Consider the following 25,997-nt stretch of genomic DNA (forward strand, 5'->3'; position numbering starts at 1 on the left):
GTCATCGCGGGGCCGCCGGGCCGGTCATCAGCGCGGCCACCTTCCGCATCGCGGGCGCATCCGCGAGGGAGACCCGCAGGCACCCCTCCAGCCCCGGGAGGCCGTCGAGCGGGCGGATACGAACGTCGTGCTCGTCCAGATGGCGTGTCATCCGCCCGGGCAGGGAGCGGTCGCCGGTCCGGAACGTCACGTAGTTGCCGCCGGGGTCGAGAGCCTGCCACCCCGGGTGCCCCGCGCGCACCTCCCGGATGAATTCGGCACGCACGGCCCGTACGTCGCGCCATACGTCCGCGAACCGGTCGTGGTCCTGTAGAAGGGCGTGCAGCAGCGCCAGCGCCGTGGCCGAGACCGTGCTGTCCGGCCGGAACCGCGACAGGTAGGACACCAGCGCCGGTGAGCCGAACACGGCGGCGATGCGCGCCCCGGCGAGCCCGAAGGTCTTGGAGTACGAGCGGACGACCAGCAGGTGCGGTGACGCGGCGACGAGCGGGACATGGGTGATGCCGGTGAAGGCGCCGTAGCACTCGTCGACGACGAGCAGATGGCCCGCGCGCCGCGCCAGCCCGGCCGTCTCGCGGATCTCCTCCGGTGCCAGGGCGAGTCCCGACGGGCTCGCCGGGTTGGTGACCACCACCACCGCCGGGGGGTGGTCCGCCATGGTGGCGTGCAGCCCGGCCGGGTCGAGGCGGGACGCCCCGGCATCCGGTGCGGCGCAGCCCGTGACGGGCACGGCGCGCAGGGCCGCGTAGTAGCGCCAGCTCTCGAACGCCGGCTCGTGCAGGATCAGGCCTCCCGCGCCGCCGGCCGCGAGGGCGTCCACGACGAGGCCGACGGCGCAGTCGGAGCCGGCGGTGAGCAGGATGCCGGACGGGTCGTGGCCGTGATAGCCGCCGAGTGCGGCCAGCAGGGCCTGCTGGTAGGGGTAGTGCATCAGGTCCGCGACGGTGAGCCGGCGGGCCGCCGCGCGGACGAGTTCGGCGGCCGCGGGGTGGCGCAGTTCGCAGCTCTTCAGGTTCAGGACCCCGGGCCGCTGCCGCCGGGGCTCCCACGGCAGGTCCCATACGGCCCGCCGGGTGGGGAACGGCACGGCGCTCGCCGACGTCGCGCCCGGCGGGGCGCTCATACCCTGCTCCGGGCCGCGGCCACGACGGGGATCTGCTCGTGTACGGACGTCACCCGGGTCTCGCGGCCGAACAGGAAGTCGTAGAGCCCGTCGTCCGGCGCGTGGCCGGGGTCGGCGATCAGGTGCCGGTTGAACCTGCTGATCTCCAGCGGCGTCATGGCGGGAGTCATGTCGTGCAGCCGTGTGTACATCGTGGGGCGGAAGCGCGCGCCGACCCGCTCCACCAGTTCCCGGGTGCGTCGCGCCCCCTCCGGCCCGGTGCCGGGCAGGCCGATGATCACGAAGGCATTGAGTTCGATGCCCGCCCCGGCGCACTGCTCCGCGAGCTCCCGGAACCGCTCCTCCTCGATCCGCTTGGCCCGGGGCAGCGCGCCATGACCGTCGGGTTCGAGGGTTTCCAGGCCCACGGAGATGCGCACGCAGCCCGCTCTGCCCATCAGCTCCACGAGGCCGGCGTCGAGGTGATGGACCGTCGTGGCGCACTTCCACCGCGGCGACACGGGGCCGGCCAGGAACCGTTCGCACAGCTCGCGGACCCACCGCTTGTCGAGCGTGAACGTAGGCGCGTAGAAGGAGACGTACTCGAACGGCAGGGCGCTCAGGCATTCCTCGATGTACGCGACGACGGCGTCGGTGGACAGCCGCCGCTCGCGGAGCCCGAAGATCTCGTGCACCTCGCAGAACTCGCAGCCGATGGGGCAGCCGCGGGCCGCCGGGACCACCAGTTCCCGGCGGAAGGGGATGCCGCAGAACTTGTCCTCGTCCCGCGCGTAGAGCCGGTCGTAATGCTCGTACGGGATCTCCCGGACGTCGGGCAGCGTCCACTCCGCGGGAGGCAGGCTGTCCCCGTCGCGCGACGGCGGCTGCCATTGCTCCCCATGGCGTACGGCGACGCCGGGCAGCGCGCGGTGGGGTGTGCCCGCGGCGAGCGCGCGGACGTAGTGGGCGACGCCCGCCTCGTAGTCGCCGGACCGCACGATCGCGTCCAGTCCGTACCGCTGGAAGAAGCCGGGGTTCATGCTGCTCAGGCGGCCGAAGGTGATCAGCCGGCTGTCCGGGGACAGTTCGCGGGCGTAGGCCGTGAACCGCTCGAAGCCGTCGATGGCGTCGAAGTCGTTCATCATCGCGATGACGTCGTACCGGCCCTGGTGGAGGAGGTCGCCGACCGCCTTCCAGTGCGTGTTCAGCACGCCGGCGTCCCGTACGTCGACCCGTTCCACCGCCGGCAGCCGGCGCAGGTGACCGGCCGTCATGTACAGCGGGGTGTGGTGGCCGGCGTTGAAGTAACCGGGGACGTGGGGAGGCCAGATGACCAGGACTCTCACAGGGGGCTCCTTCGGCATGGTGCACAGAGGAGGGCGGAGGGCCGCGCGTCGCGGCGCGTCGCCGTGAAACGCTATCCGCGGACGACCGGCCGGTGAGCGGGTGTTCCTCTGGGCGGAACGGTTTTCCGGCCTGTCACAGGTCCGCGCGTCACGGATGCACGCGGCACGGATCCGTGCGTCACAGGCTCAGCAGCGTGTAGAGCCCGGCGAACCGGGGGCGGGCGGGATCCACCGGGACCACCTCCCAGCCGAGCCGGCGGGCCGGGACGATGTCGTTGGCGTCGGAGTCGCCGACCATGATCCTGCGCCGGAAGGGGCCGGCCGAGATCAGCTCGAAGGCGCGCGCGTCCGGCTTCTTCGGTCCTCCGTCGGCGGTGAACAGAGCGCGGTCGAAGACCTCGGGGACCTTGAGATCGCGCAGGAGGCGGCGCATCAGGTTGCCGGGAAGGTAGCAGTTCGACATCAGGCGGACCGCGTGGCCGGCCGCGGCGGTGCGCCGCAGGGCGTCGGCGGCCGGCTCGCACAGCTCGTACCGGTCGTCGTCCTCGCACCCGAGAGCCCGCCACAGGGCCCGGTCGACGTCTTCCGCCGGGCGGACCACTCCCCGTTCCCCCAGGGCGGTGACCAGCAGGTCGCGGGTCCCCGGCTGGACGGCGGCCTTGTCGACGAGCGCGGTGTACAGCGTGGTGAACACCGTCTCCACGACCTCCCCGGCCAGCCGCCGGTCCAGGGCGAGCACGTCGGCGACCGCCCGTGCGAAGTCGTCCGGGCCCGGCATGGGGCGCCGCTCGGTGACGACCGTGCCGAAGCAGTCGAAGACCACCACTGTCCCGCCGCCGGCCGTGCCGCCCCGGGAATCCGCCTTCTGAGCCGTTTTACGATCCATCTCCCGACCCGTCTCTTGACCCGTCTCTCGATCCGTCATGACCACGAGACCTTCTGGTGCTCGAAGCGGAAGAAGACCAGCGTCACGGCGGAGAAGCCGGCGGAGAAGCCCAGCAGGACCACCACCGGCAGCAGCACCGCGCCGGCTCCGCCCCCGTCGATGACGACCGACGTGAAGCCGCGCATGGCCCAGTAGCTGGGCACCGCGGGCGCCAGCGGGCGCGCCCAGTCCGGCAGGGCGGACAGCGGCGTCAGCGCACCGCCGAGGCCCGCGAACAACAGCGCCGCGAGGTTGGCGAACACGGCCTGCTGGGAGACCGTGCGGCAGAGCGACACGAGCGCCATGCCGAACATGACCACGCACAGTGCCAGTGCCGCCCCGACCGCGACGAGCGCCGGCCACGAGCCGGTGATCCGCAGGTCGTACAGGAGCCCGCCGGCGAGAAACACCACCGCGAGTTGCAGTACGGCGATGCCCAGCGGGACGACGACACGGCCGGCGACGACCTCGCCGGGCCGGGCGAGGCTCGCCCGGAGCCGGTCCCAGGTCTTCCAGCCGTGCTCCCGGAAGACCGCGAAGCCGACCAGGTTCACCAGGAAGAAGGTGAACATGACGGCCATGCCGGGCACCGCCTGCTCCGCACCTGTGGCGCCCTCCACCCGGTCCGCCCTGAGCGCTGTACGGAACAGCGGCTGCATGAAGCCCATGAGCAGCAGGGGCATGACGGTACGGACGATCAGGGGGGCCGGGTCGCGCAGTTGGAGCCGGATGTCCTGGCGGATCAGTGCGGCGATCCGCCCGGGCGCACCGTCACGCATGGGGTTCCTCCTCCGTGGCCGCGTCGTACCGGCGTCCTGTGACCCGCAAGAACACGCTGTCCAGGCTCGGCTGGACGATCCGCAGGTTGACCAGCTCCCCGGCCGCCTCGCCCAGGGACTCCATCACCCGGGGCACCGCCAGGTGCGGCTGCTCCACAGTCACCGACAGGACCCGGCCGTCCCGCGCCACGGGCCAGGGCAGGAGCAGGTCGGGCGGTCCTCCGGAGAAGGTGAGCTCGACGCCGCTGCCGCCGTACTGCCGCACCAGCTCCTTCAGCGTGCCGCGGGCGGCCATGCGGCCGTCGCTGAGCACGGCGACGGAGCCGTCGAGGGACTCCACTTCGGGCAGGTAATGCGTCGAGTAGCAGACGGCGGTGCCCTCGGCGGCCATGGTGCGGACCATCTCCAGCAGCTGTTCACGGGTCTGCACGTCGACCCCGGCCGTCGGTTCGTCCAGCAGGAGCAGGGGAGGCCGGTGCACCAGGGCCATTCCCGTGTGCACTCTGCGCTGTTCGCCGCCGGACAGCTGCCCGGCCCGGCGGCCGAGGAGCGCGGTCAGGCCAAGCGGCTCGGCCACCTCCTCGATCCGCCGGTCGGCCGCCCGGCCGCGCAGCCCGGCGAGCTCGGCGAAGAACGCCAGATTCTGACGTACCGTCAAGGGCGGGTAGAGGCCGAGCTCCTGCGGGGCGAGGCCGAGCCGGCGGCGGGCCTCGTGCGGCTCGCGCACCGGGTCCTTGCCGAGCACCCGGACGTGCCCGGCATCGGCGCGGAGCAGCCCCGCCACGACGGACATGAGGGTCGTCTTGCCGGCGCCGTTGTGTCCGAGCAGGCCCACGATCTCACCCGGCGCGACGTCCAGGTCCACCTCGCTCAGCGCGGTGACCGGGCCGTACCGCTTGGTGATCCCGCGCAGCGTCAGGGCGGGGCCGGGCACGGCGCGGGGCTCAGTCGGCACGCCGGGTCCAGTTGCCGGGGACAAGGTCCGGGAGGCCGAGCCGCTCCAGGTGCGGCGCCCAGGAACGGGCCAGTTTGAACCCCTTCATCAGTCCGCTCCCGGAGCGGACGTCGGGCAGCTTCCGCGCGTAGCCCAACTGCGCTTCGGTGACGTCGAGATGGGTGCGAAGCCGGTCCAGCCACTCCTCGCCCCGGCCTTCGGGGACGGCCTCCAGCCCGGCCGCGGCGAGCCGCAGACCGTCCTTGACGTCCTGCGCGGGCACCCCGGCGAACGGGTCGAAGCCGGGCTGCTCACCGGTGTAGGACAGCTCGCCGTGCGTGCGCAGACCCCGTACGGACAGGGACAGCTGCACCAGGTCGTAGGCCATGAGGACCGCGACCTCGGCCTGGCCCGCCGCCGTCGCGCCCTCGACGTCCTCCAGGGCGGCACGGCACTTCAGCAGCAGGCGCCCCGCCCCGTGAGCCCGGAAGGCGACGAGGCGGCGCAGGTCCGGCAGGGGCTCGTGAGTCTGCGCGTACGGTGCGGTCATCGTCCGGGAGCCTCCTCCTCGGGTGACGCCGTTGATTCCGACGACGCCACGGACTCTGCTGATGCCACGCCGAGCCACAGCATGTCGTGCGTGAACAGCCGCTTGACCTCGGCGGGCGGGTCGGTGCCGGGCGGCCCCGACCACAGGACGGCGTCGCTCCCGGCGGGCGGCAGGTCGGTGCGGGGGACTTCCAGGGCGCGCAGCTGCCAGCGGTCGACCACGGTACGGTCCTCCAGCGGCACCGTCCCGATGCCGGTCGCCCAGCGCAGAACGGTGTGCAAGGGCGCCTCCGGGGCGGCCAGCTGACCGACGAGGCCGACGCAGCGCGCCACCCGGTCGCCGGGGGAGAGCGGCGGCGCGAGGACCTCATGGAGGAGGGCGAGGGAGTCCCCGTCGCCCAGGGCTTTGAGCTTCTCACCGACCCACTTCTCGGTGAAGTAGATCTGCCCGGCGGCCGCGGCGCGGGCGTTCAGCGCGGCCACGACGGCCTCACGGCCCCGGACCGCGGCCGCCATGGGCCGCTCGCCGGCGAGCAGCAGGGCGGCACGGGCCAGCCGGTGCGCCTCGACCGTCCACCACTGCTCCACCACCCGCGCCAGCCACGGCTCCCGCAGGCCCGCGTGCCAGGTGTCCCACGGCTCGGTGGTGGTCAGCGCCAGGCCGAGACCGAGTCTGCTCGCGGTCTTGATGGCGCGGCGCCGGTGGTTCCACGCCTCCTGGGTGACGCTCCCGAAGCGGGGCCAGGCGCCGTCGCGGAGCTCCGCCGTACGGTCGCGGACCGCGCTGGCCTGACGGATGTTGACGTCGATCAGCGTGCCGTGCTCGTGCGACTGGATGGGGAACCTGGTGAGCTGCTCGCTCTCCACGAGCACCAGCAGGTCGAGGTCGCTGCGGCGGTTGCCGAAGCCGGCGAGCACCGACCCGGTGGCCACCGCGAGCGCCGGCCGGCCGAGCCCCTGGTCGGTCTCGCCGATCACGTCACCGAGGCTGAGGCGGCGTTCCTCCAGGAACTCCCGGAGACGTTTCTCCTGAACATGCCGTTCGGGGAAAGCGGCCGGTGCGGCGATGCGTTTCATGACGGTCTGTGCCTCCCGGCGGCAGCGTGGCGACGAGCGAGAGAGCAGGGAGCAGTGAGCGGGGAGCGCAGCTCCCCGGGCCCGGCAACCCGGTCACGGTAGGCAGGCCGCCGACCGGGCGGCAAGGAGCCCCGGGAAGTGTTCCGGTGCGCGGAACGGTTCCCGCCCGCGGCGGAGGCGGCCGGTAGAACTTGCCGAGGCAGAACTGCCGCCACGGCTCGGCGCCATTGAGTCATCACCTGTCACCTCATGAATCCCATGTGATCCCACTTCAGTGGTCGTCGCGCCGGTCGTACGCGGCGGAGGTGCCCTTCCGGCCCGTGCGCCGGACGGTCGGGCCCCCGCACGGGTACGGGAACGCCGAAGGCAGCGGGCAGCAGTCACCTGTAGACGCTCCTTCGCGCGGGACAGGGCGCAAGCGCCGGTCACCCACGGCGGCTGACGCGCGGGGAGCGGCTCATCCCTCCCGCCGGCCGTCCGCCGGCCGTCCAGAGTCCGGAGAGAGCCTCATGGACCTGCCCTTGCCCCCGCCCCTGACCTTGCCTCTGCTCAAAGTCCTGCCCGAGGACTTCCGGGTCACCGAGGCCCTCGGGCTCGGCACGGCGCCGCCCGGCGCGTCCACGCACACCTACCTGTCGCTGTGGAAGCGCGGCCTGACCACCCATGAGGCGATCCGTGAACTCGCCGGGGCGCTCGGCGTGGACGGCGAGGCCGTGGCGGCGGCCGGGCTCAAGGACGAGGACGGCATCACGGAACAGTACGTCTCGGTGCGTGCCGTGCTCTCGCCCGGCGAGGTCGAGGCCGCCAACGCGCGCGGCCGCTCCGGCGGCGCGGACCGCCTCTGGAAAGTGAGGCCGCACGGCACCGGCACCACGCCGCTGCGGACCGGAGAGCTGGACGGCAACTGCTTCCGGCTGGTCCTCCGGGGCCTGGACGCGACGACCGCCGGCGCACTCGACCGGGGGCCGCGACGGCACACGCATTTCTTCGTCAACTACTACGACACCCAGCGCTTCGGCGTGCCGGGCGGGCCCAAGCAGACCCACCTGATCGGCGGGGCCCTGCTCGCCGGTGACCAGGACACGGCGCTGGACCTGCTGCGCCGCTCCGGCTCCGCCGAGGGCGCACAGGCGCTCGAACACCGGGGGACCGCCCGGGAGTTCTGGCAGCGACTCGACCCTCGCACCCCCGTCTTCTACCGGTGCGCGCACGCCTCGTACGAGTGGAACGCACACGTGCGGTCTCTCCTCGGGGAGGCCGCGGGCGGGGACGTGACCGGCGTCGAACGGGAGGGCATCCCGTACGCCTTCGCGACCACGCGCGACGCCGTGCTCGCCCTCGCCGCGCGCTGCCCGGAGCTGGACTACGTGCGCTACCGCTGGACGGACGGCGAGTGCGTACGCAGCACGGCCGCGCGCCCGACCGTTCTGCAGACACACATCTCGGTCCACCGCGTCGAGCCGGATCCGCTGCACCCCGGCCGGTACGCCGCTGCCGTCTCGTTCTTCCTGCCGTCCGGCGGTTACGCGACGTCCGCGGTGCACCAGTGGTTCGCCCAGCGCCCCGGCGGTCCGCCGCAGGACCGCGCTCAGGACCGTGCGGGGGCCGCCGCGGCGGCGCCGGCGGCGGGCGGGCGGGCGTGAGCGCGGGGGCCGGGGGAGCGGAGCGCGACGGAGCGGCACCCGGGGCGGGGCCCCCGGGCGCAGGGCGCGGGGGAGTGGGATCCGGAGGAACCGGGCCCGCGGGAGCACAGCCCGACGCCCGGGCCGTACTGGGCCGGGTGCGGGCCCACTCGTCCCCCGGGCTGGCCCTCGTCTACGGCATGAACGGCGCGGGGGCGGTCGAGTCGCGCGGGGAGGGGGCGAGGATCGTCCTGTCCGACGGGCGGTCCGCGCTTGACTTCGGGAGTTACGCGGTCACGCTGCTCGGCCACCGGCACCCCGGCGTCCTGCGCGCGGTCGGTGAGGAACTGGAGGCGATGCCGGTCTCCACCCGGGTCCTGGCCAACGGCACGGCGGCCGGGTTCGCGGCCGACCTCGTCGCGTACACCGGCCCCGGCCGGCTGACCAGGGTGTGGCAGGGCCTCAACGGATGCGACGCGGTGGAAGCCGCGCTCAAGCTGGCCCGGCTGGCCACCGGCCGGACCCGGGTCGTCGCCGTCGAAGGCGCCTACCACGGCAAGTCGCTGGGGGCGCTGGCAGCCACCTGGAACCGGCGCTACCGGCAGTCCCTGGAGCCGCTGCTGAGCGGGGTGACACACCTCCCCGCCGACCCGGAGGCGGTGCCCGCGGCCTTCGCGGACGGCGACGTCGCCGCCGTGATCGTGGAACCGGTGCAGGGCGAGGGCGGGGTCAGAGCGCTGCCACCGGCGTTCCTGAACACCCTGACCGCCGCCGCACGGGAGCACGGGGCCTTCGTGATCGCCGACGAGATCCAGACGGGCCTGCGCCGGTGCGGCGAACGGGCGCTGAGCGTCACCGCCGGGCTGCGGCCCGACGCGGTGCTGTTCGGCAAGGCCCTCGGCGGCGGCGTCCAGCCCCTGGCGGCGCTGGTGGCGACCGAGGAGCTGTACGCCCCTCTGGCCAAGGACCCGTTCGTGCACACCACGACCTTCTCCGGCCACCCCCTCGCCGCCGCCGCCGGCCGTGCCGCGCTGCGGGCCGTGGAGCACCTTGCGCCCCGCGGCGAGCGGCTGGCGGCACTCATGGCGGAGGGGCTCCGCCGGATCGCCGGCCGGCACCCCGGCCTCATCACGGACGTCCGCGGCCGAGGCCTGCTGTGGGGCGTCGAGTTCGGCCCGCCGGGCGCGGCCGGCCACGTTCTGCTCGAACTCAGCCGGTGCGGACTCGTGGTGTCTCCGTGCCTGGGACAGCCCGAGGTCATCCGCCTGCTTCCGCCGATGGTGGCCACCGACGAGGAGGCCGAGGAGGCGCTGGACCTCCTGGACGCGACCTGCGCGACGGTGCCCGACGAATTCCGTTCCGCCGCACGAAACGCGTCCGGCCCCCTCACCGGCCACCGCGATAGGTTGCCCGAGGACGGCGCCGAGGGGACCGGCCCGGCACGGCGGGCGAAGGGCGGGGCGCCGGCGCCAGGCCGCCCCCGTGCGCGATGAGGAGTGGAGCACTACATGGCTCGCGACAGGAGCTACGAGGAGTTCGCCGTTCAGTACGACGAGGGCAGCGCGGACAACATCTACAACACGCTGCTGGACCGCCCCGCGGTGCAGAGCAAGTGTCCTCCGCTCGCCGGGCGGCGCGTTCTGGAGGCCGGCTGCGCGGGCGGCCGGCTGACCCGGTGGCTGGTGGACCAGGGGGCGGCGCGCGTCGTCGCACTGGATGCGAGCCCCACCCTGGTGAAGCTGGCCGGCGAGCGGCTGGGCGACCAGGCCGACGTACGGGTGCACGACCTGCGCGAACGGCTGGACTTCCTGCCGGACGCGTCCGTCGACGTGGTGGTGTCCTCCCTCACCCTGCACTATCTGGAGGACTGGGTGCCGGCGCTGGCCGAGTTCCGGCGCGTCCTGGCGCCGGGCGGCACCGTGGTGCTCTCCACGCACCATCCGCTGAACGACTTCGAGATGTCCCCCAGCGGCGACTACTTCCGGGTGGAGGAACTGGAGGACGAGTGGCCGGGCTTCGGTCCGCCCACGCCGGTCGTCCACTTCTTCCGGCGCCCCCTCGGCCGCATGATCACCGACGTGCACCGCGCGGGGCTCGCCCTGCGCGAGCTGTACGAACCGCGCGCCGACCCGGCCCGGCGGGACGAGTTCGGCCAGAAGTTCGACAAGTTGTCGCGGAAGCCGTGGTTCCTTGTGCTGGTGCTCGGCCATCCGGGCGACCTCGCCGAGGACGGGACGGTACGCGAGGCCGGGTGACGCCGCCCGGCCGACACACCCCCAAGGAGCAGCAGCGTGCCGAACACCCCGTCCGCCGCTGTGGCCGGCTGCCCGGTCGGCCACCGCATGCCCACCGCCCCGGCGGCGTACTGGGACGTCCTCGGGGGACCGGACGTCCCGCGCCCGGCGCTCGCGATGGGCGGCTTCAAGCACTTGCTCGTACCGACGCTCGCCGCCTCCTGCCTCGCCGATGGTCCCTGGAACATCGGCAACGCCCCCTGGATCGAGGACCGCAGGCTGCTTTCCGCGATGCTCCGTCACCTCGGCGCGACCGTGGACGACGCCGGGGCCCGCGTCACCGTCCACGCGTCCGGCCTCGCCGGGCACCGCATACCGGCGCACTGGAGCGCCGGCGTCCACGGCGGCGTGTACCTGCTGCCCGTGCTGCTCGCGGCGCGGGGCGAGGTGAGCTCCGGCCGGCACGGCGGCTGTGCCATCGGGGGCGGAACGCACGGCTCACGCCCGCTGTCCCACATCGCTGCCGTCCTGGAGCGGTTCGGCGCCGTGTGTGAGGCGGGCGCCGGCGGGTTCCGCGCCACGGCACCCCGGAGCGGGCTGCGGGGCACCCGGATCGACCTCGCGGACTTCGCGGAGCCCGCACCGGGCACCGGGACGCCCACCGGCCCGCACTACTCGGGCGCGACCAAGACGGCGCTCCTCGCCGCGGTCACCGCACACGGGACGACCGTGCTGGACAACCCGTACCCGAAGCCCGACGCGCTGGAGCTGGCGCGGATCCTGAGCCGGGCCGGAGCACGGGTCGACGTGCTCCCCGGACGGATCACCGTGGAAGGCCTGGGCGGCCCGCTGGGCGGCGCGGACGTCACGCTGCCCTCCGACCTGATGGAGGTCGTCACCTTCATCGCCTGGGCCGTCCACCTGCGCCGCGAGCTGGACCTGCTGCTGGAGCGGCCCGATGTGGTGCGCTCCGGCCTCGCCCCGGAGCTGGAATGCCTCGCCGCGATGGGCGTGCCGCTGAGCTGGGAGGGGCCGGCGCTGCGGATCCGGCCGCCGGAGCGGCTGCGCGGCACCCGCGTCCTGGCCGCCTCGCACCACGTGTACAGCGACGCCGGCCCGCTCTTCGCGCTGATGCTGCTGGGAGCCGACGGACCGTCACGGCTGACCGACGGCGTATGGGGGAACCGCTTCGGCTACGCGGAGGGCCTGCGCGGCATGGGCGCCGCGCTCGATGCGGCCGGAAACGAGCTGCGGATATCCCCCGGCGCGCTGAAGCCCTCCGGCGAGCCGTTGGTGGCCGGTGACCTCAGGACCGCCGCCACGCTGCTCCTCGCCGCCCTCGGGACCGGCGTGCCGCACCGGCTGCACGGCGTCGGACACCTCGCCCGCGGTTACGAGGACCTGCCGGCGAAGCTCGCCGCGCTGGGAGCGCGGATCGACGTGCCGAAAGAAGCGGGAGGAACGGAACCGGGAGATACGGCAGCGGGCGGCACGGAAAAGGGAGCAACGGAAACGGGAGGAAGCCCATGACGACCGCCCCGGTGCTCGACCGGGCCGCCATCGCCCGCACGGCCATGGCCCGCGACCCCTTCGCCTGGGGGCTGGTGACGGACTCCGTGCCGGAGCTGCCGGCCCGGCGGCGCCTCGCCGGGGAGTTCCCCGCCGAGGGATTCGTCCTCACCGAGCGGGCCGGCGGCACCGCCGCCGGGAAGGGCTACCGCACCTGGAACCTGGTCCTGGTCCGGGACGGCCTCCCCGTGGCCGAGAGCACGCGCCGGCTCACACCGGTCTGGCAGGACCTGATCGCCTCCCTGCTGGACGACGACTACCGCACGGCCGTGACCGAAGCCACCGGCCGTGACCTCGGCGGCTGCGCCCTTGAGGTGCGAGCCGTGCGCTACGGCCCCGGGTCGTGGATCGACCCGCACACCGACCGCGCCGACAAGATCGTCACGCAGACCTGGTACTTCAACGAGGGCTGGCGCCCCGAGTGGAACGGAACGCTGCGCATCCTGCGTTCCCCCGCCGCGGACGACGTGGCTGCCGAGGTCCTGCCGGGGCTGACCGACTCGGTCCTGCTCGTCCCCTCGCCCGACTCCTGGCACGCCGTCACACCGGTCGCCGAGCGCGCGGCACAGGACCGGCGCGTCCTGCTGGTGCACTTCGTGTCCGAGGAGCGCGCGGCATGGTGACCCCGACGCCCGGCCGCCACGGCGGCACCGAGCAGACCCGCGTGCAGCACCAGTACCACCGGGAGCTGTTCCCCGCCCTGCACGACTGGGAGCGGACCGAGGCCTCCATCGTCGAGTTCACCGGGGAGAACGGCCCCAAGGGCCTGCTGGGCCTGGACCAGATGGGCCACTTCGGGCCCCAGGGCTGCGACCTCGTCGCCGGCGCCGTCCGTGAGGCCTTCCCGGGCGACCGGCTGACCGCGGGCGAACTGGGCAGCGGCTTCGGCGGCGCGCTGCGCTACCTGGCGGACGCGCTCGCGGCCGGCGGCGCCGGCATCGCACGGATGTACGGCATCGATCTGGTGCCCGAGCACTGTGCGGTCAGCCGCCGCATCACCACCTCCCAAGGGCGCGCCGACGTGACCGAGATCTGCGCCGACGCGACCGATGTACCGCTGCCCGGCGGGACGCTCGACGTCGTCATCGTGACCGGCTCCATGCCGCATTTCCCCCGGCCCGCGGCGGTGCTGCGCGAGGCGGCTCGCCTGCTGCGCCCCGGAGGCCTGCTCGTCGCCACCGAGGAGGTCAGCCTGACACCGGCCGGGCTGCGGCCTTCCACCGCCTTCCACGAGGTGCACCCGCCGGACGTCTTCTACGTCACCTCCCTGCCGGACCGGCTGCGTCAGCTGAGCGAGGCCGGGTTCACCGGCGTGGCACGCAGGGACCTGCGGGAGTGGGCCGTCGCGCTGCTCGCGGACCGCCTGAAGGTGGTCCGGGTGTTCCACGGAAGCGTGGCCGGCATCTACGGCGAGGAGCCGGTGGAGCTCATCCGGCGCACGCTCGCCACCGCCCGGGAGGAATACCTCGCCGGACGGCTGCTGCCGTCGCTGCTCACGGCACGCCGTGCGGAGGCCGGCTGACATGGTGTCCGACACGCCCGGACGCCGGACGGCGGCGGGCCGCCGGGGCCCGGTGTCCTGGTCGTACACGGCCGACGACGCCGCCGAGGCGGCACGCGTGGAGGCGCAGCACGTGACGTCCACGCCCTGCCGCTGGCCCCCGTCCGACCGGGTCCGGCTCAGCGTGAGCTCGGTGCGGGACCGGGTGGAGCTGGCCCGGCTGGAGCGGGTGGCCTCAGGGCCTGCCCGCCCGCTGCGCGAGGAGGGCTACCAGCGCACTCCTGAGGGGGCCTGGGTGCGCGGCGAGCGCCCGCCGGCGGGCGCGGGACAGCCCCGTCTTCACCGGCACGCCATCGTCCCCGGCGACGGGAAGTGGACGATCCTGCACGCCGACAGCGGCACCGCGCAGCGCGCGATGGCCGGCGACATCGTGCTGCGGGCCCTGGTGGCAGCCGCGCTCGCGGCTCGCGGGGGCCTGACGGTGCACGCGTCCGCTGCGACCGGCCCGGACGGCAGGGCTGTCGTGTTCCTCGGCGACTCCGGCACCGGCAAGAGCACGCTCGCCCTGCACCTCGCCCGGGCGGGCGGCCGCTTCGTGAGCGGCGACCGGACACTGCTGGTCCCGGGTCCGGCCGGCTGGTGGGCCGTCGGATCCGGCCTGCTGCCCCGCTTCCGCTGGGGCACGCTCGAAGGGCTGGGCCTGGCGGGGCGGGTGCGGGACACCGCGCTGATGCGCCATGGGGACGGCCGCTGCCGTGTGGCCGACCTGCCCCGGGCACCCGGCAAGGTGATCTTCACCCCGGGCGAGTCGGAGCGCGTCCTGGACGTGACGACCGCGGACTGCGCCCCGCTCGGCGCACTGGTCGTGCTGTCCCCGGCCGGAGGCGACGTCCCCACCGTGCGTGCGGCCGGCCGGGAGGCGACGGTCGCGGCCGTCCGGGCGCACCTGCTCCCTTCCGACGCCGGCTGCCTTGAGGAGCCGTTCCCCGGCCGCCGCGCTGATGCGGCGGACTTCGCGGGCCTGGCCACGGGGGTGTCCGGGTCCGGCTTGGCATGGGACCCCCTCCGCCACCGGGCTGAGGACGCCCTGAACCGTCTCCTGGCGAACGCACCCGGTACCGGGCCGCCCGGGCGCCGCGCTGCGGCGCCATGAGAGGCCCCTCCGGGGCGTCGGAGCGATCGGGCCACCGAAGTGAAGTGATCAGGACGGCGAGCGGCACCGGGGTGCCGGAGTGAACGGAGTGCCGGGGTGATCGGAAGCGTCGGACTGACCGGGGTGCTGGGGGGCGCTGCCCTGCGCGGCGCCGCGTGCACGGCGGGTGTCCTGCTGCTTGTTCACCCGCCCGGTGCCGTGCTCTGGTGGCTCGCCGGATGCCGGCTGGTACACCAGGCGGGGGCCGCCCTCGGCTCGGCCGCGCTCGGACCGGCCGCGCGGGCCCGGGACCGGGCCGCCCGTACGCGGCTGCTGCACGCCGTGCAACGGCTCGGCGCCGGCCACGACGACCGGAGCACGGCGGCGCTGCGGGACCACCTGTACGCGGCAGCGGGTGTCGCGATCCGCTGGGAGCCCAAACCCGGTGCGGCCCTCGCCACCCTCGCCCGCATCGCCGGCGACGTGATGACACTCGCGGGTCTGTGCGGCGCACTTGCCCTCGTGGACCCTGTCCTGGCGGCCGGTCCGGGTCTGTGCGGCGCACTTGCCCTCGCGGTGGTGACGCGGCCCCGGTGGCTGCGCGCGCGGGGCACCGGACGGGCCGGCTGGCACGCTCGCCGCCGCGAGGCGCGCACCGTCGCCGTGCTCGCCGCCGTGCTGTCCGGCGTCGCCGCGCTCGTGCCCGCAGCCGGCGCGGCGAACCGTGCGGCCGCCGCCGCGGGCCTCGTGACGGCGGCGATCCTGATCGCCCGCAGCCTGTACGGCCTGACGACGGCGGATCTGACCGCCGTGCGCCACGCGCGCGTGACGCGGCGTCACCTGCACGCGGCCGAGCAGGCCGCGGCGGCGGGCGGCGAGGGGCCTCGGGGCGCGCCCGCCGGGCTCGTCACCGTTCCGGTGCGGCCGAGCCGCCTGGGCTTCGCCGACCTCGCCGAGAACGTCCACCTGGGCGCCCTCGGCCCGGACGAATCCGTGCCCGAACGGCTTCCCCGCACCGTACGGCTGTGCCGGCTGGACGAGCTCGCGCGCTCCCTGCCGCACGGCTGGCACACCGTGCTGTCCGCCGAGTTCTCGGGCGGCGCAGACCTGGACGACGAGACCTGGAGGCGCATCGCCGCCGCCAGGGTCAGCGCCGCCCTGGAACTGGGCGCGACACAGGTGCGGCTCACAGGCGAGCCCGACGCCCTCCTGGCCGCCGTGCTGGCCGCCTGGAGCCCCCGCGCCGGCACGCACGTGGTGAGGCTCCCCATGCCCGAGGAGGCCGCGCCGTGAAGCGTGGGCCGGCCTCGGCGGCGGTAGCCGTGCTGCTGGGTGCGGTGGCGGCCCTCCTGGGGGCCGCCGGGGGCCTTGTGGTGCACGCCGCACAGACCGGCGGGGCTGTATGGCAGCCCCTGTGCGGTCTGGCCGCCGCGTACTGCTGCGCAGGCGCCGCGGACCGCTTGACGGGCGCCCTCGCCGCAGGCGTACGTCCCTCCACCAGTAGCCGATTGTCAACGGCCCGTCACATAGCCGACCGGACCGTACGGTTGACGGTGGCCCTCACCGTGCACCCGGCACTGGCGCCGGCCTTCCTTCCTCTGTGCCGGACCGTGCCTGCCCCCGCGCCGCCGGCCCTGAGCGGCGCGGACGCCGACGCGGCCCGCGCGGTGCGCCGTATCGTGCGGACCGCCACGGAAGACGCCTGGACCGGCCCGGCAGGTGCGGTGCTCGTCCCGCTGCTGCTGCGGCGCCATACGGAGTTCTCCGCGCGCGTCGCGACCGCCACGGCCCGGGCAGCGCGCCGCACCGCCGCCGACCGGGTGCGCGCCCGGCTGCCGGTGCTGTACTCCCTGGTGCTCTCGGCCGCGGTGCTCACCCTGGTGCCACCGGAGCCGGGCGGCGCCGACGGGACCGTCACGGTCCTCACCGTCTTCCTCACGGTCGTTACGACGCCGCTGGTCCGTAGCGACGAGCGCGCCGAACCGGGAGGGCAGCCCTGATGGCACATCAGGCATCACTCGGACCGGGCTGCCACCCGCGCGCCTGCGCCCAGATGTCGGCCCGGTGCGCCAGCTCCCACACCACCGAGGATTTCGCCGCCGTGTAGGCACGCCGGTCCCCGCCGTACCGTCCGGCCAGTACAGCCTTCCGCGCTCCGTACCAGTCCGCGTCCGCCGGGGAGTCCCGGAGGTAGTCGCGCAGCAGCAGGCAGAGCTGCTGCGAGAAGCTGCCCTCCCGCCGGACGTGCACATGGGTGCGCGGGCCGGACGTCTCACGGAAATACCGCTTCGTCAGGTCGGGGTTGCCGCCACGGAACGCGAACCCGGCTGCCTCCAGCGGCGCGCGGAAGACAGCGGGCTCGAGCGCCCCGACCGACACCTGGACGTCGATCACCGGCTTCGCCCGCAGTCCCGGCACCGCGGTCGAACCGATGTGGTCGATGCGCAGCGCGACGTCCCCGAGCCCGGCGCGCAGCCGGGACCCCAGATCCGCGAAGCGGGCCGGCCAGGCCGCGTCGTACTCCACGATCTCGATCACGGACCGCACCCTAGCCGTGTCCACGAGCGCCGCGCCCCTCAACCGTCGTGCGCTTCGACCTTCCTCCCGCACCCGGGTGTTCCGTCAGGCGGAACGAAAAGGCCCCTCCTCGCATCGCCGTTCCACACGGGGGAACACCTCCTTCTCCGGCCCGGCCGGGATCGGCCATCATCACAGCGTCAGGATCCGCGGGGCCCGAGCGCGCCCACACCCCTCCGAAGGAGGCCCATGGCCGTCGCCGCATCGCCCCTGACCCGCCCCCGGCAGCCCCGTCCGCTCCCGGCCACCGCCGAGACGTTCCGGCTCGCCGCGCCACCGGCCGAACTGACCGTACACAGCGCGTTTCCCGGACTCCGCGCGGCGATCAGCGCTCTGGTGCACCCCTTGTTCGAGGTGGGCGGCGTCGTGAACCCGTCGGCACCGCGCCTGACCGTCACGGCCGCCCCGGGAAACCCGGCCCTGCCCGGCCCGCGCGACCTGGACGCCGCGCCGCAGCTGATCGTGCACCGCGACGGGCCCCGCTTCGTCGTCTTGGAGCGCTCCGCCGAACGGACCGTGCTCCTGCGGGACGGCGAGGCTGACAGCGCGTCCCTCGTCATCACCGCGACGCCCGGCACGGGAGAGGCCACGGCCGGCGTGACGGGCGAGCCGACGGCCGAGGTGACTGCGGAGACGCCTGACACCGGTCCCGCCTCCGTACGGGCCGTCGTCCGGTTCCTCGGTACGCTCCTCGGCGCGCAGCTCACCGGCCGCGGGACGGTCTTCCTGCACGGATCGGCCGTGGCCGTGAACGGCTCCTCGGTCCTCATGCTGGGACCCAAGCACCGGGGCAAATCGTCGCTGGCCTTCCTCGCCGTCACCCTGTGCGGCGCGGACTTCGTGTCCGACGACACCCTCGTCGCCTGGGCGCCGGGCACCGGTTCGCCGCCGGTCCTGCGGGGCTGGCCCAAACGCGTCGGCATCGCCACGGCCCTGCTCGCCGGCCATCCCGCCCGCGAGGACTTCGAGCGCGCATCGCTGCGCCGGCACGGTTCCGGCACGCCGCGGGTGCCCGCCGACGCCGCCTGGAGCACCACGCCCGAGGCGCGTAAGCGGCTCTTTGCGGACCTGGACGAGTTCACGGCGCTGACCGGAGCCGCCGTGGCCACGGACACCCGCCCCGCGGGCATCGTGCTGCCCCGGGCGGAACGGGACCGCAGGGGCTGGGACATCGAACCCGTCACGGACCGCGCGGCGGTCCTCGACGGCTCCCTGCTGGCCGGGCCGGACCTGCGGCACTTCACCGACTACCTCGGCCTGCTGCCGCGCCCGCGCCCCGAGCCGGCCGTGCGCTCGGACGTCCTCGCGGCACTCGGCGCACTGCCCTGCGTCAGTGTCTCCTACGGTCCGGACGTCAACGCCGGCTTCCCGGGGTTCTGGGACGAGGTCACCGCGGCGCTCGCTCTGCCGGCCCGGGCCGGGTGAGCGCCGTGCCCACTGCTCCCGGGATCAACTACCGCATGCCGCGGGCCGCCGGACTGCGGCCGGGCCTCCTGCACCGCTCCGGCGACCCGACCGCGATCACGGCGGACGAGGCCGGCGTCCTCGTCGACCGGCACGGCCTGACCGCCGTACTGGACCTCCGGTCGGACCCCGAGGTGGCACGCTACGGGCCGCCGGGCGGACTGCTCGCCCGCGGCGTCCACTGGCTGCGCGTGCCGCTGACCGGCTATCCGCGCGACAGCATCGCCGCCCGCCGGCCCGGCGTGGCCGACCGTACGCGCTACCTGCACGGAATCCTCACCGAAGCTGCCTCCGGCAGCTGGCCGCGCCTGTTCCGGGCGCTCGCCGGGGCGGCCGACCGCCCGTTCCTGCTGTGCTGCCACTTCGGCAAGGACCGCACCGGCGCAGTCGTAGCGGCTCTGCTGTCGCTCGCCGGCGCGCCCCCGCACGAGATCGCCGCCGACTACGCCGCCGGCATGCCCGACCTCATCGCCCATGCCGACCGCTTCCAGGACAAGTGGCTGCGGCGCGGCCACACTCGCGAGGAGTACCTCTCCCGGCTGCGCACCTCGCCGCTGACGATGGAGCGCTGGCTGGCCGAGGTGAACGCCCGGCACGGCAGCGTCCAAGAGGCGCTGAAGGCCGCGGGCGTCGCGGAGGACGACGTGGAGCGGGTGCGCGGACTGCTGACCGAACCCCCGCCCGCCGCCGTTCGTCCCCGGCGCCCGGCCGGCGCCGCGGACGCGCAGGAAGGCACACCATGAGTCATGCCGTGAAAGGCACGCCATGAGCCGCGCACCGGGTGCCGGCGTACGGGTGCGGACGCCGGTGCCGGACAGCTTGTGGCACGACCTGCTCGCCGAAGCGGCCCGCGACGCCCTGCCGAGCCAGACACCGGGCTGGCGAGCGGCCGTGTGCACGCACGGCTGGCAGGACGCCACACGCCTCTACACCTGGCCCGACGGCACCGGGCTCCTCGTGCCCCTGGCGCGTGCCACCGACCCGGCCCGTGCGGAGTACGCGTCGTGGCCGGCGGGCTGGGGCGTGGGGGGCGTGCTCCCGGCTCCCGGCGCGCTCACTCCCGGCCGCGCAAGGGCCGTGCTGGACGACTTGGCGGCCCTGCCCGCGGACCGGGTCTACCTGCGTCCGCACCCCACGTCGACGGCCCTGTGGGACCGGCTGCTTCCGCCCGGCACCCGGCGCGTTCCGCGGCTGACCCAGATCCTGAATCTGGAAGACGGCTTCGGCCACGTGTGGCGGCACCGCTTCCGGGGCACGCTGCGTACCGCGGTACGGCGCGCCGAGCGGGCCGGGCTGACGGTGGAACACGACGCCACGGGCCGCCTCCTCCCGGAGTTCTGCCGGCTCTTCGAGCTGTCGGCAGACCGCTGGGACCGCCAGTCGGACGAGCCGCCGGGGGAATTGCGCCGGCGGGTGAAGGAGAAGTACCCGCCGGCGAAGTTCGCCACCGTCGCCGGTCGGCTGGGCCGCGACTGCCGCATCTGGCTGGCGCGTCACGGCGGGGAGGCGGCCGCCGCGGTGCTGACGCTGCACCAGGGCCCCCACGTCGTCTATTGGCAGGGGGCGATGGACAAGGCCCTGGCGGCGCCCACCCGCGCCGCCCCGTACCTGCTGCACCTGGTCATCGAGGAGGCCTGCGCCCGCGGCGCACGGGCGCTCCACATGGGCGACACCTATCCCGGCACGTCGGTGACCCGTTTCAAGGCGGCCTTCGGCCCGGACGAATACCACACGGCCGGCTACTGGATTCCCGGGGCGACCGCCGGCAAGCGAGCGCCGGCACCGCCGGCACAGGACGAGAAGGAAGACATGAGGACGCCATGAAGGACCGTCACTGGAGGACACGTTACCGGGTGGGCGCGTACGAGGCGTGGGGCACGTCGCTGGACAGCGAGGAGCGCCGCCGGCAGGCGCCGCGCACCGAACCGGCCGACATCGGCCTCTATCTCGACGAGCGGTGGCGTGGCGCGACGCACGCCCGCGCCACGCACTTCGTGTACTGGCCCACGCTCCAGGCTCCGGGGGAGCGTTCCCTGCTGGTGAGCCTGGTCAAACAGGCCGCTGCCGCACTGGAGGACGGGTTCACGGTGGAGGTGGGCTGCTACGGCGGGCACGGCCGTACGGGGACCGTGCTGTCCTGCCTCGACATCGTCCTGGGCGGGGCGAGCGCGCAGACCGCGCTGGAGCGCGTCCGCCGTGAGTACTGCCACTACGCGGTGGGGGCGGCCGAGCTGCAGCGCTTCCTCTTCGACGTCGAGCAGGAGCTGACTCCCGGCGCCTCCGAGCCGCTGCGTGCGGGGGAGACCCGTTGAGCACGCCATCCCTGTCCCTGCTCTCCTTCGACGGCACCGCGGCCGAGGAGGCCCCCTTCCGCTGGTACCACGTCCGCGACACGTTCCGCCCGGCCGACGCGGACGCGCTGTGCCGGACGTTTCCGCGGGACGGGTTCCGGAGGGTCACACGCACAGGACCGGACAAGTCGTACGCCATGTACCACCGCCCGCTGCACCCTGCCGGCGACGGCGAGGACGGCGCCGCCGGACTCGCCGGGCCTTGGCGGCGTTTCGTCGCCGAAGTGACGGAACCGGCCTACCGCGCGGCCGTCGCCGGGCTGACGGGCCTGCGACTCGACGGCGCGCCCCTCGAGGTGAACCTCTGGCGCTATGGCCCGAGCTGCTGGCTGGACCCGCACGTCGACAAGCCGGAGAAACTCGTCACCCACGTCCTGTACTTCAACGAGGCATGGCCCGCGGGGCAGGGCGGCGATCTGCTGCTGCTGGGCTCCTCGTCCGGTGACGACGTGGTGCGGCGGGTCGCTCCCGTGGCCAACACCGGAGTCCTCCTCGTCCGCCGGGAGGACAGCTGGCACGCCGTGGAGCGGGTACGTGAGGGGACGCGCGGTCAGGAGCGGTTCTCGGCCCAGGTGGTCTTCCGCCGTGAGTGAGCCGCCCGGCGGGACGAGCGGGCCGGCGGGGGCGGCCGGTGGGGCACGCCCCTACTGGCAGGGCCGCAGGAGCGGGCCGAACACAGCCCTCTCGTGGTCCCGTTCGCCGCGCGTCTCCGGGCAGTGGGCGACGTTCCGCCGCTCGTCCGCCCGGAACCGGCGGCGTAGGTCCTTCTTGACGCGGCACGTCCGGCGCAGCGCGTCGTCCCCGGTGACGGCCAGCAGCAGCATGGGCCCCTCGCTGAGATAGGCGAGCGTGAGGGGGCCGTCCGGCTCGTTGAGCTTCTCCGGATACCAGCATTCGGCCTGAGCCCGGGTCAGCCGGAGACTGCCCACCGGTTCGGCGGTCAGTCCGGCCTCTCGCAGAGACCGGATCACTTCCTGGGCCAGGCCCCGGCTTACGCCGTCGGGCTTGACGAGCACGTGGGTGTCCCGGGCGGTGTCGCAGGGTGCCGGCCCTTCACGGGCGGGCCGGGGCAGGAACCTCAGCCGGGTGACGGGCGGGAGGAAGCCGGGCACGGACCGGGGGATCACGGTGCGGGTACCAGGCCGGGGGTGTTACTCAAGGCGCGCGACAGCTTCGTGCCGGCGGCCCGCAGGTGCGAGGCCGCCCTGGCCGGATGTGTCCGCTCCGGCGCCCCCGCGACGGCGAGCGCGGCGATCAGGACACCGCTGGCACCGAACGCGGGCACGGCGACCGCGATGGTCTCCGGTCCGCACCGGGCGATGGCGAAGCCCTGTTCCGCCACGCGAGCCAGCTCCACGGACGACGGTGCGCGAGCGGCACGGCGAAGCGGCCGGGACCGTTCGGCGGGGCCGGCGCCGGAGGGGGCGAGCCGGGCGTGGTGGACCCGTAAGAGCGTCATGACCGCGCGCGCCGCCGCCTCGCCCTCCGCCGGGGGGCAGGGCACACCTGCCGGGCCGCCGCACACGCCGTCCGCCATGACGGGGTCGAGGCCGTCCGGCAGGAACAGGAAGGCGGACTGCCGGGTGAGGTCCCGCATCCGCTTCAGATGCGGGCGTGCCAGTTCGCTCAGCCTGCGCTGCCGGGGCACACGGGTGCCCAGCGTGAACAGGTTGAGCCCGAGGCGCAGGCCCCTGTCCCCGCGCTCCAGCATTCCTGCGTCCACCAGTTCGGCGATCAGGCGGTGGGCAGTCGGTTTGGGCAGGTCGGCACGGCGCGCGAGCTCGGACAGGGCCAGCTCGGATTCCCCCGGACGGAAGCAGTTCAGGATGGAGAGCCCTCGGGAGAGCATGGAGCGTGCGGTACGCGTCTGGTCGGTCAAGTGAGTGTTCTCCTGATCGGCGGCAGGGCGACGGCGGGGCGGAATGTGCAGAGAAGCAGTCCATTTTCTTGATGAGCGGCTGGAGTTTCCGTGAGCGGCTTACGGTGGAAGCGCCCGGAGCGAATGCAGGCATGGTGAAGAGGGGTACGCCGGCACTCCCGGGGCGCACCGGGCCGGAAATCAGCAGGCAAGTGGGGCAGCGGGCCGGTCCGGGGCATTCCGGGCACGGCTGCATTCACCGAGGCCGACGGTGCTCAGCTGTGTTCCGGCTGCGTCTCGGCGTGGCTGATGGCTGCTGTCAGGGCGGAGAGGTGCGGCCGGTCCGGCGGATCGCCGAACCGGGGCGGGGTGGGTGCGCGGGTAATGCGTGTCCGGCGTTCTGACTCAACTGACCCCCCGGTTATGAGCGTTACGCAGCGGCTACTGTCAGGCGTCGGGCCGGTATGCGGCCGGAAATCAGGCTCGCGAGCAGATAGGGGCTGTTCTCGGTCTTGAAAGGATCAAAGTCTCATGATCCCCGTCATGCATTGAGGGCTGATCACTCGCGCAAAGGGGCCTGCCCGCCGGGGCTCCGGCTCGAAGAGCGAAGAGCCACGCCTGGAGCCTGCGCGGCACGTGAGGGGAATCGCCGATGATCGCGCGCTGCAAATGACTTCTCATCAGGTTACAGCCCTGTGCGTCCACGACTTAATGTTCCGGCCACCTTTCGTCCTCCCGGGTGGCGACTCACCGTCATAAACCCTCCAGTAGCGTTTCACCTTTGGTGATATTTGCGGAGATTTGCCGGTCGTGGGAGCGTGGGGGCGCCTCTGCTCCGCCGACGTTTAAGACATGGCTCAAACTTCAGTTTCGGGTGTTACCTCCGGGAGAATCCCGATTGACTTCAGTCGCCTTCAGGTGCGGTTGCTTCCGTAGCGGGCGGCTGTCGACGTGTTTCGGCCGGCGGAGGAGCGTGCGGCGGCAACGCCCCTACAGCCGAGCGTCGTTGACGGAGCCCGTGGCGACCGCGCGGCCGATCGCCACCCGGGCGCGCAGGGGCGCATCGGGCGTGGTGCAGGATGTCCTGTCGCGGTGATCCACTTCCGTGGGCCCCCGCGCACTCACGATCCGTCAGGACAGACAGGTACAAGGTGACGAACCACTACTCCGCGCTTCCGGCAGGCTGCGACGCCGTCGCTCCGTTCTCCGCAACGGCAGGGGGTCACCGGTGACCCGTGACCTCACCCTGCACGACGCCGTCGTCGCCGGCATCGCGGTGGCCGCAGGCGTGGCCGTAGCCCTCCTGCTGCGCGTGATCCTGCGCTGGCTCGGCGAACGGGCCGCCCGTACCGCGTGGGAGGGCGACGACATCATCGTCGACGTACTGCGCACCGTCGCCCCGTGGGCCGCGGTGGCGGGCGGCGTGGCGTCGGCGGCCGCGGCGCTCCCGCTGACCAGTCAGGTCGGCCACACCATCAACCAGGCGCTGACGGCCTTCGTCATGCTGACGGCGACGTTCACCGCCGCCCGGGTCGTCAGCGGGCTCGTGCGGTCCGTCGCGCAGTCGAGGTCCGGCGTGGCCGCGTCGGCCACGATATTCGTCAACATCACCCGCGTCGGGATCCTGGCGATGGGCTTCCTCATCATCCTGGAAACCCTCGGCATATCCATCGCCCCGCTGCTCACCGCCCTCGGCGTGGGCGGTCTCGCGATCGCCCTGGCCCTGAAGGACACCCTGGCCAACCTCTTCGCGGGCGTCCACATCCTCGTCTCGAAGACGGTCCAGCCCGGCGACTACATACGGCTCAGCAGCGGCGAGGAAGGCTACGTCCGTGACATCAACTGGCGCATCACCGTGGTCGAGCAGCTCAACAACAACCTCGTCATCATCCCGAACGCCAAGCTCGCCGGCACGAACATGACCAACTTCAGCCGCCCCGAGCAGAAGCTGTCGGTCACGGTCCAGGTGGGCGTCGGCTACGACAGCGACCTGGAACACGTCGAGCGGATCACCAACGAGGTCGTCGAGAGCGTGATGAAGGACATCGCCGGCGCCGTCCCCGACCACGAGCCCGCCGTCCGCTTCCACACCTTCGGCGACTCCCGGATCGGCTTCACGGTGATCCTCGGCGTCGGAGAGTACAGCGACAAGTACCGCATCAAGCACGAGTTCGTAAAGCGCCTGCACCGGCGCTACCGCGAGGAGGGCATCAAGATCCCTGCTCCGGCGCGCACGGTCTCCCTCCAGCAGCCGGGCGGGGAAGCCCTGATCCCCCACCCCCGCACATCCGCCGACGCGACGGGCTGAGTGACCGCGGACCCGAGACCGGGCAGAGGCACCACCCTCACTACGATCGGATGGGCGCGCGGTACGGCGCCGGAGGCGGACAGCGTGGAGGAGTGAGCCGGTGGATCCCAGTGCCGTGGTCATCGCGGTGGCCGGTGTCGCGGGGACCCTGGGGGCCGCGCTGCTCACCCAGCGCGGCTCCGAACGCGCGAAGCGCCGGGAGATAGAGCTCGTCCGCGCCCACGAGGACGCGCGCGAGAACCGTTCGCTCCGCCGTACGTGCTACGTGGAGCTCAACCGGGACGCCCGGCAGTTCACCACGGCACTCAACCACCACCTCCACATCATGAGGGAACGCGGCGTGGACGACGCCGAGAGGGCGGCGCTCGACGTGGCGAAGAGCGCGCACCGCGACCGGTACTCCGAAGCGCAGCTGATCGCCCCCGACGCCGTCCTCGAGCGGGCGAGCACCGTCAACCAGGCCCTGAACCGGGTGTACGGCCAGGTAAAGCGCCTCGAACGAGGAGAACCCGGACCGGGAGAGACCATGGAGAGCGCCTCCCGGGCCCAGTACGAGATCTGGGAGATGCTCCGGTCCTTGAGGGCCGCCATGCGCCGCGACCTCGGCGTCTCGCCGGAGGGCTGAGAGACACCCGACGGGACCCGCGCTCGGACGCCTCCCTCGCTCCG

Annotated in this window: 26 protein-coding genes; 16 read left to right on the forward strand and 10 right to left on the reverse strand. The window is 73.7% G+C overall.

Translation table 11 applies throughout. The features are described 5' to 3' along the window. Position 1: 1 nt before the first annotated feature. The 7 genes from PS271_RS28850 to PS271_RS28880 form a co-directional block, all read right to left on the reverse strand. Positions 2-1,123, reverse strand: coding sequence for an aminotransferase class I/II-fold pyridoxal phosphate-dependent enzyme (locus tag PS271_RS28850; RefSeq protein ID WP_398378868.1), 1,122 nt, complete (start codon positions 1,121-1,123; stop codon positions 2-4). Then, complete coding sequence (locus PS271_RS28855; RefSeq protein WP_398378866.1) at positions 1,120-2,448, reverse strand: B12-binding domain-containing radical SAM protein; 1,329 nt, start codon at positions 2,446-2,448, stop codon at positions 1,120-1,122. Before PS271_RS28855 ends, PS271_RS28850 begins: the two co-directional genes overlap by 4 nt. 178 nt (positions 2,449-2,626) lie before the next feature. Then, positions 2,627-3,334 (reverse strand): HAD family hydrolase, encoded by a 708-nt coding sequence (locus PS271_RS28860; RefSeq protein WP_398378864.1) that lies wholly within the window; start codon positions 3,332-3,334, stop codon positions 2,627-2,629. A 35-nt stretch (positions 3,335-3,369) separates the two neighbouring features. Then, on the reverse strand, positions 3,370-4,152 hold the full coding sequence (locus PS271_RS28865) for an ABC transporter permease (protein WP_398378861.1): 783 nt from the start codon (positions 4,150-4,152) through the stop codon (positions 3,370-3,372). Next, positions 4,145-5,107 carry an ABC transporter ATP-binding protein gene (locus PS271_RS28870; protein ID WP_398385928.1) on the reverse strand — a complete coding sequence of 321 codons (963 nt, stop codon included), beginning with the start codon at positions 5,105-5,107 and terminating at the stop codon, positions 4,145-4,147. The genes PS271_RS28865 and PS271_RS28870 overlap by 8 nt, the downstream gene beginning before the upstream one ends. After that, a complete protein-coding gene (locus tag PS271_RS28875) occupies positions 5,097-5,636 on the reverse strand; it encodes a hypothetical protein (protein ID WP_398385929.1) in 540 nt (179 codons plus the stop codon). Before PS271_RS28875 ends, PS271_RS28870 begins: the two co-directional genes overlap by 11 nt. After that, positions 5,633-6,712: a hypothetical protein gene (locus PS271_RS28880; protein WP_398385930.1), complete on the reverse strand. Its 1,080-nt coding sequence runs from the start codon at positions 6,710-6,712 to the stop codon at positions 5,633-5,635. Before PS271_RS28880 ends, PS271_RS28875 begins: the two co-directional genes overlap by 4 nt. Positions 6,713-7,221: 509 nt before the next feature. Between PS271_RS28880 and truD the strand changes: the two genes are divergently transcribed. The 9 genes from truD to PS271_RS28925 all read left to right on the forward strand — a co-directional run bounded on the left by truD (position 7,222) and on the right by PS271_RS28925 (position 16,770). Then, complete coding sequence (gene truD / locus PS271_RS28885) at positions 7,222-8,355, forward strand: tRNA pseudouridine(13) synthase TruD (protein WP_398385932.1); 1,134 nt, start codon at positions 7,222-7,224, stop codon at positions 8,353-8,355. A 74-nt stretch (positions 8,356-8,429) separates the two neighbouring features. Beyond that, positions 8,430-9,827 carry an aspartate aminotransferase family protein gene (locus PS271_RS28890; protein WP_398385933.1) on the forward strand — a complete coding sequence of 466 codons (1,398 nt, stop codon included), beginning with the start codon at positions 8,430-8,432 and terminating at the stop codon, positions 9,825-9,827. Between the two features lie 15 nt (positions 9,828-9,842). Then, positions 9,843-10,589 (forward strand): class I SAM-dependent methyltransferase, encoded by a 747-nt coding sequence (locus PS271_RS28895; protein ID WP_398385934.1) that lies wholly within the window; start codon positions 9,843-9,845, stop codon positions 10,587-10,589. Positions 10,590-10,625: 36 nt separating this feature from the next. Further along, the gene (locus PS271_RS28900; RefSeq protein ID WP_398385936.1) at positions 10,626-12,098 is read left to right on the forward strand and encodes a carboxyvinyltransferase; all 1,473 of its coding nucleotides are present in this window, start codon (positions 10,626-10,628) and stop codon (positions 12,096-12,098) included. Then, positions 12,095-12,760: a 2OG-Fe(II) oxygenase gene (locus PS271_RS28905; protein ID WP_398385937.1), complete on the forward strand. Its 666-nt coding sequence runs from the start codon at positions 12,095-12,097 to the stop codon at positions 12,758-12,760. Before PS271_RS28900 ends, PS271_RS28905 begins: the two co-directional genes overlap by 4 nt. Further along, positions 12,754-13,659, forward strand: a complete 906-nt coding sequence (locus PS271_RS28910; RefSeq protein WP_398385938.1) for a class I SAM-dependent methyltransferase — start codon at positions 12,754-12,756, stop codon at positions 13,657-13,659. Before PS271_RS28905 ends, PS271_RS28910 begins: the two co-directional genes overlap by 7 nt. Position 13,660: 1 nt before the next feature. Beyond that, the gene (locus tag PS271_RS28915; protein ID WP_398385940.1) at positions 13,661-14,791 is read left to right on the forward strand and encodes a hypothetical protein; all 1,131 of its coding nucleotides are present in this window, start codon (positions 13,661-13,663) and stop codon (positions 14,789-14,791) included. A 96-nt stretch (positions 14,792-14,887) separates the two neighbouring features. Further along, positions 14,888-16,063, forward strand: coding sequence for a hypothetical protein (locus tag PS271_RS28920; RefSeq protein WP_398385942.1), 1,176 nt, complete (start codon positions 14,888-14,890; stop codon positions 16,061-16,063). Beyond that, on the forward strand, positions 16,060-16,770 hold the full coding sequence (locus PS271_RS28925) for a hypothetical protein (protein ID WP_398385944.1): 711 nt from the start codon (positions 16,060-16,062) through the stop codon (positions 16,768-16,770). The genes PS271_RS28920 and PS271_RS28925 overlap by 4 nt, the downstream gene beginning before the upstream one ends. Before the next feature lie 7 nt (positions 16,771-16,777). Here the strand turns inward: PS271_RS28925 and PS271_RS28930 are convergent, their stop codons facing one another. After that, the gene (locus tag PS271_RS28930; protein ID WP_398385945.1) at positions 16,778-17,308 is read right to left on the reverse strand and encodes a GrpB family protein; all 531 of its coding nucleotides are present in this window, start codon (positions 17,306-17,308) and stop codon (positions 16,778-16,780) included. 228 nt (positions 17,309-17,536) lie between these two features. Between PS271_RS28930 and PS271_RS28935 the strand changes: the two genes are divergently transcribed. The 5 genes from PS271_RS28935 to PS271_RS28955 are packed head-to-tail and all read left to right on the forward strand — an operon-like array spanning position 17,537 to position 21,755. Further along, positions 17,537-18,772, forward strand: coding sequence for a hypothetical protein (locus tag PS271_RS28935; RefSeq protein ID WP_398385947.1), 1,236 nt, complete (start codon positions 17,537-17,539; stop codon positions 18,770-18,772). A 5-nt stretch (positions 18,773-18,777) separates the two neighbouring features. Then, positions 18,778-19,554 (forward strand): tyrosine-protein phosphatase, encoded by a 777-nt coding sequence (locus PS271_RS28940; protein WP_398385948.1) that lies wholly within the window; start codon positions 18,778-18,780, stop codon positions 19,552-19,554. A 22-nt stretch (positions 19,555-19,576) separates the two neighbouring features. Continuing rightward, entirely contained in the window at positions 19,577-20,635 is a 1,059-nt protein-coding gene (locus tag PS271_RS28945) for a GNAT family N-acetyltransferase (RefSeq protein ID WP_398385950.1), read from the forward strand. After that, complete coding sequence (locus tag PS271_RS28950) at positions 20,632-21,123, forward strand: phosphatase domain-containing protein (RefSeq protein ID WP_398385952.1); 492 nt, start codon at positions 20,632-20,634, stop codon at positions 21,121-21,123. Before PS271_RS28945 ends, PS271_RS28950 begins: the two co-directional genes overlap by 4 nt. Beyond that, positions 21,120-21,755 carry a 2OG-Fe(II) oxygenase gene (locus tag PS271_RS28955; protein ID WP_398385954.1) on the forward strand — a complete coding sequence of 212 codons (636 nt, stop codon included), beginning with the start codon at positions 21,120-21,122 and terminating at the stop codon, positions 21,753-21,755. The genes PS271_RS28950 and PS271_RS28955 overlap by 4 nt, the downstream gene beginning before the upstream one ends. A 51-nt stretch (positions 21,756-21,806) precedes the next feature. Here PS271_RS28955 and PS271_RS28960 read toward each other — a convergent pair whose 3' ends face one another. Together PS271_RS28960 and PS271_RS28965 are read right to left on the reverse strand one after the other, a co-directional pair. Next, positions 21,807-22,274: a nucleoside-diphosphate kinase gene (locus tag PS271_RS28960; protein WP_398385956.1), complete on the reverse strand. Its 468-nt coding sequence runs from the start codon at positions 22,272-22,274 to the stop codon at positions 21,807-21,809. A gap of 11 nt (positions 22,275-22,285) precedes the next feature. Beyond that, a complete protein-coding gene (locus PS271_RS28965) occupies positions 22,286-23,041 on the reverse strand; it encodes an IclR family transcriptional regulator (RefSeq protein ID WP_398385958.1) in 756 nt (251 codons plus the stop codon). 1,207 nt (positions 23,042-24,248) lie between these two features. On the opposite strand from PS271_RS28965, the gene PS271_RS28970 reads away from it, so the two are divergent. Beyond that, complete coding sequence (locus tag PS271_RS28970) at positions 24,249-25,328, forward strand: mechanosensitive ion channel family protein (RefSeq protein ID WP_398385959.1); 1,080 nt, start codon at positions 24,249-24,251, stop codon at positions 25,326-25,328. 100 nt (positions 25,329-25,428) lie between these two features. After that, positions 25,429-25,953, forward strand: a complete 525-nt coding sequence (locus PS271_RS28975; protein WP_398385960.1) for a hypothetical protein — start codon at positions 25,429-25,431, stop codon at positions 25,951-25,953. Positions 25,954-25,997: the final 44 nt, after the last annotated feature.

It is taken from the genome of Streptomyces sp. SCA2-17 (genome assembly GCF_044336695.1).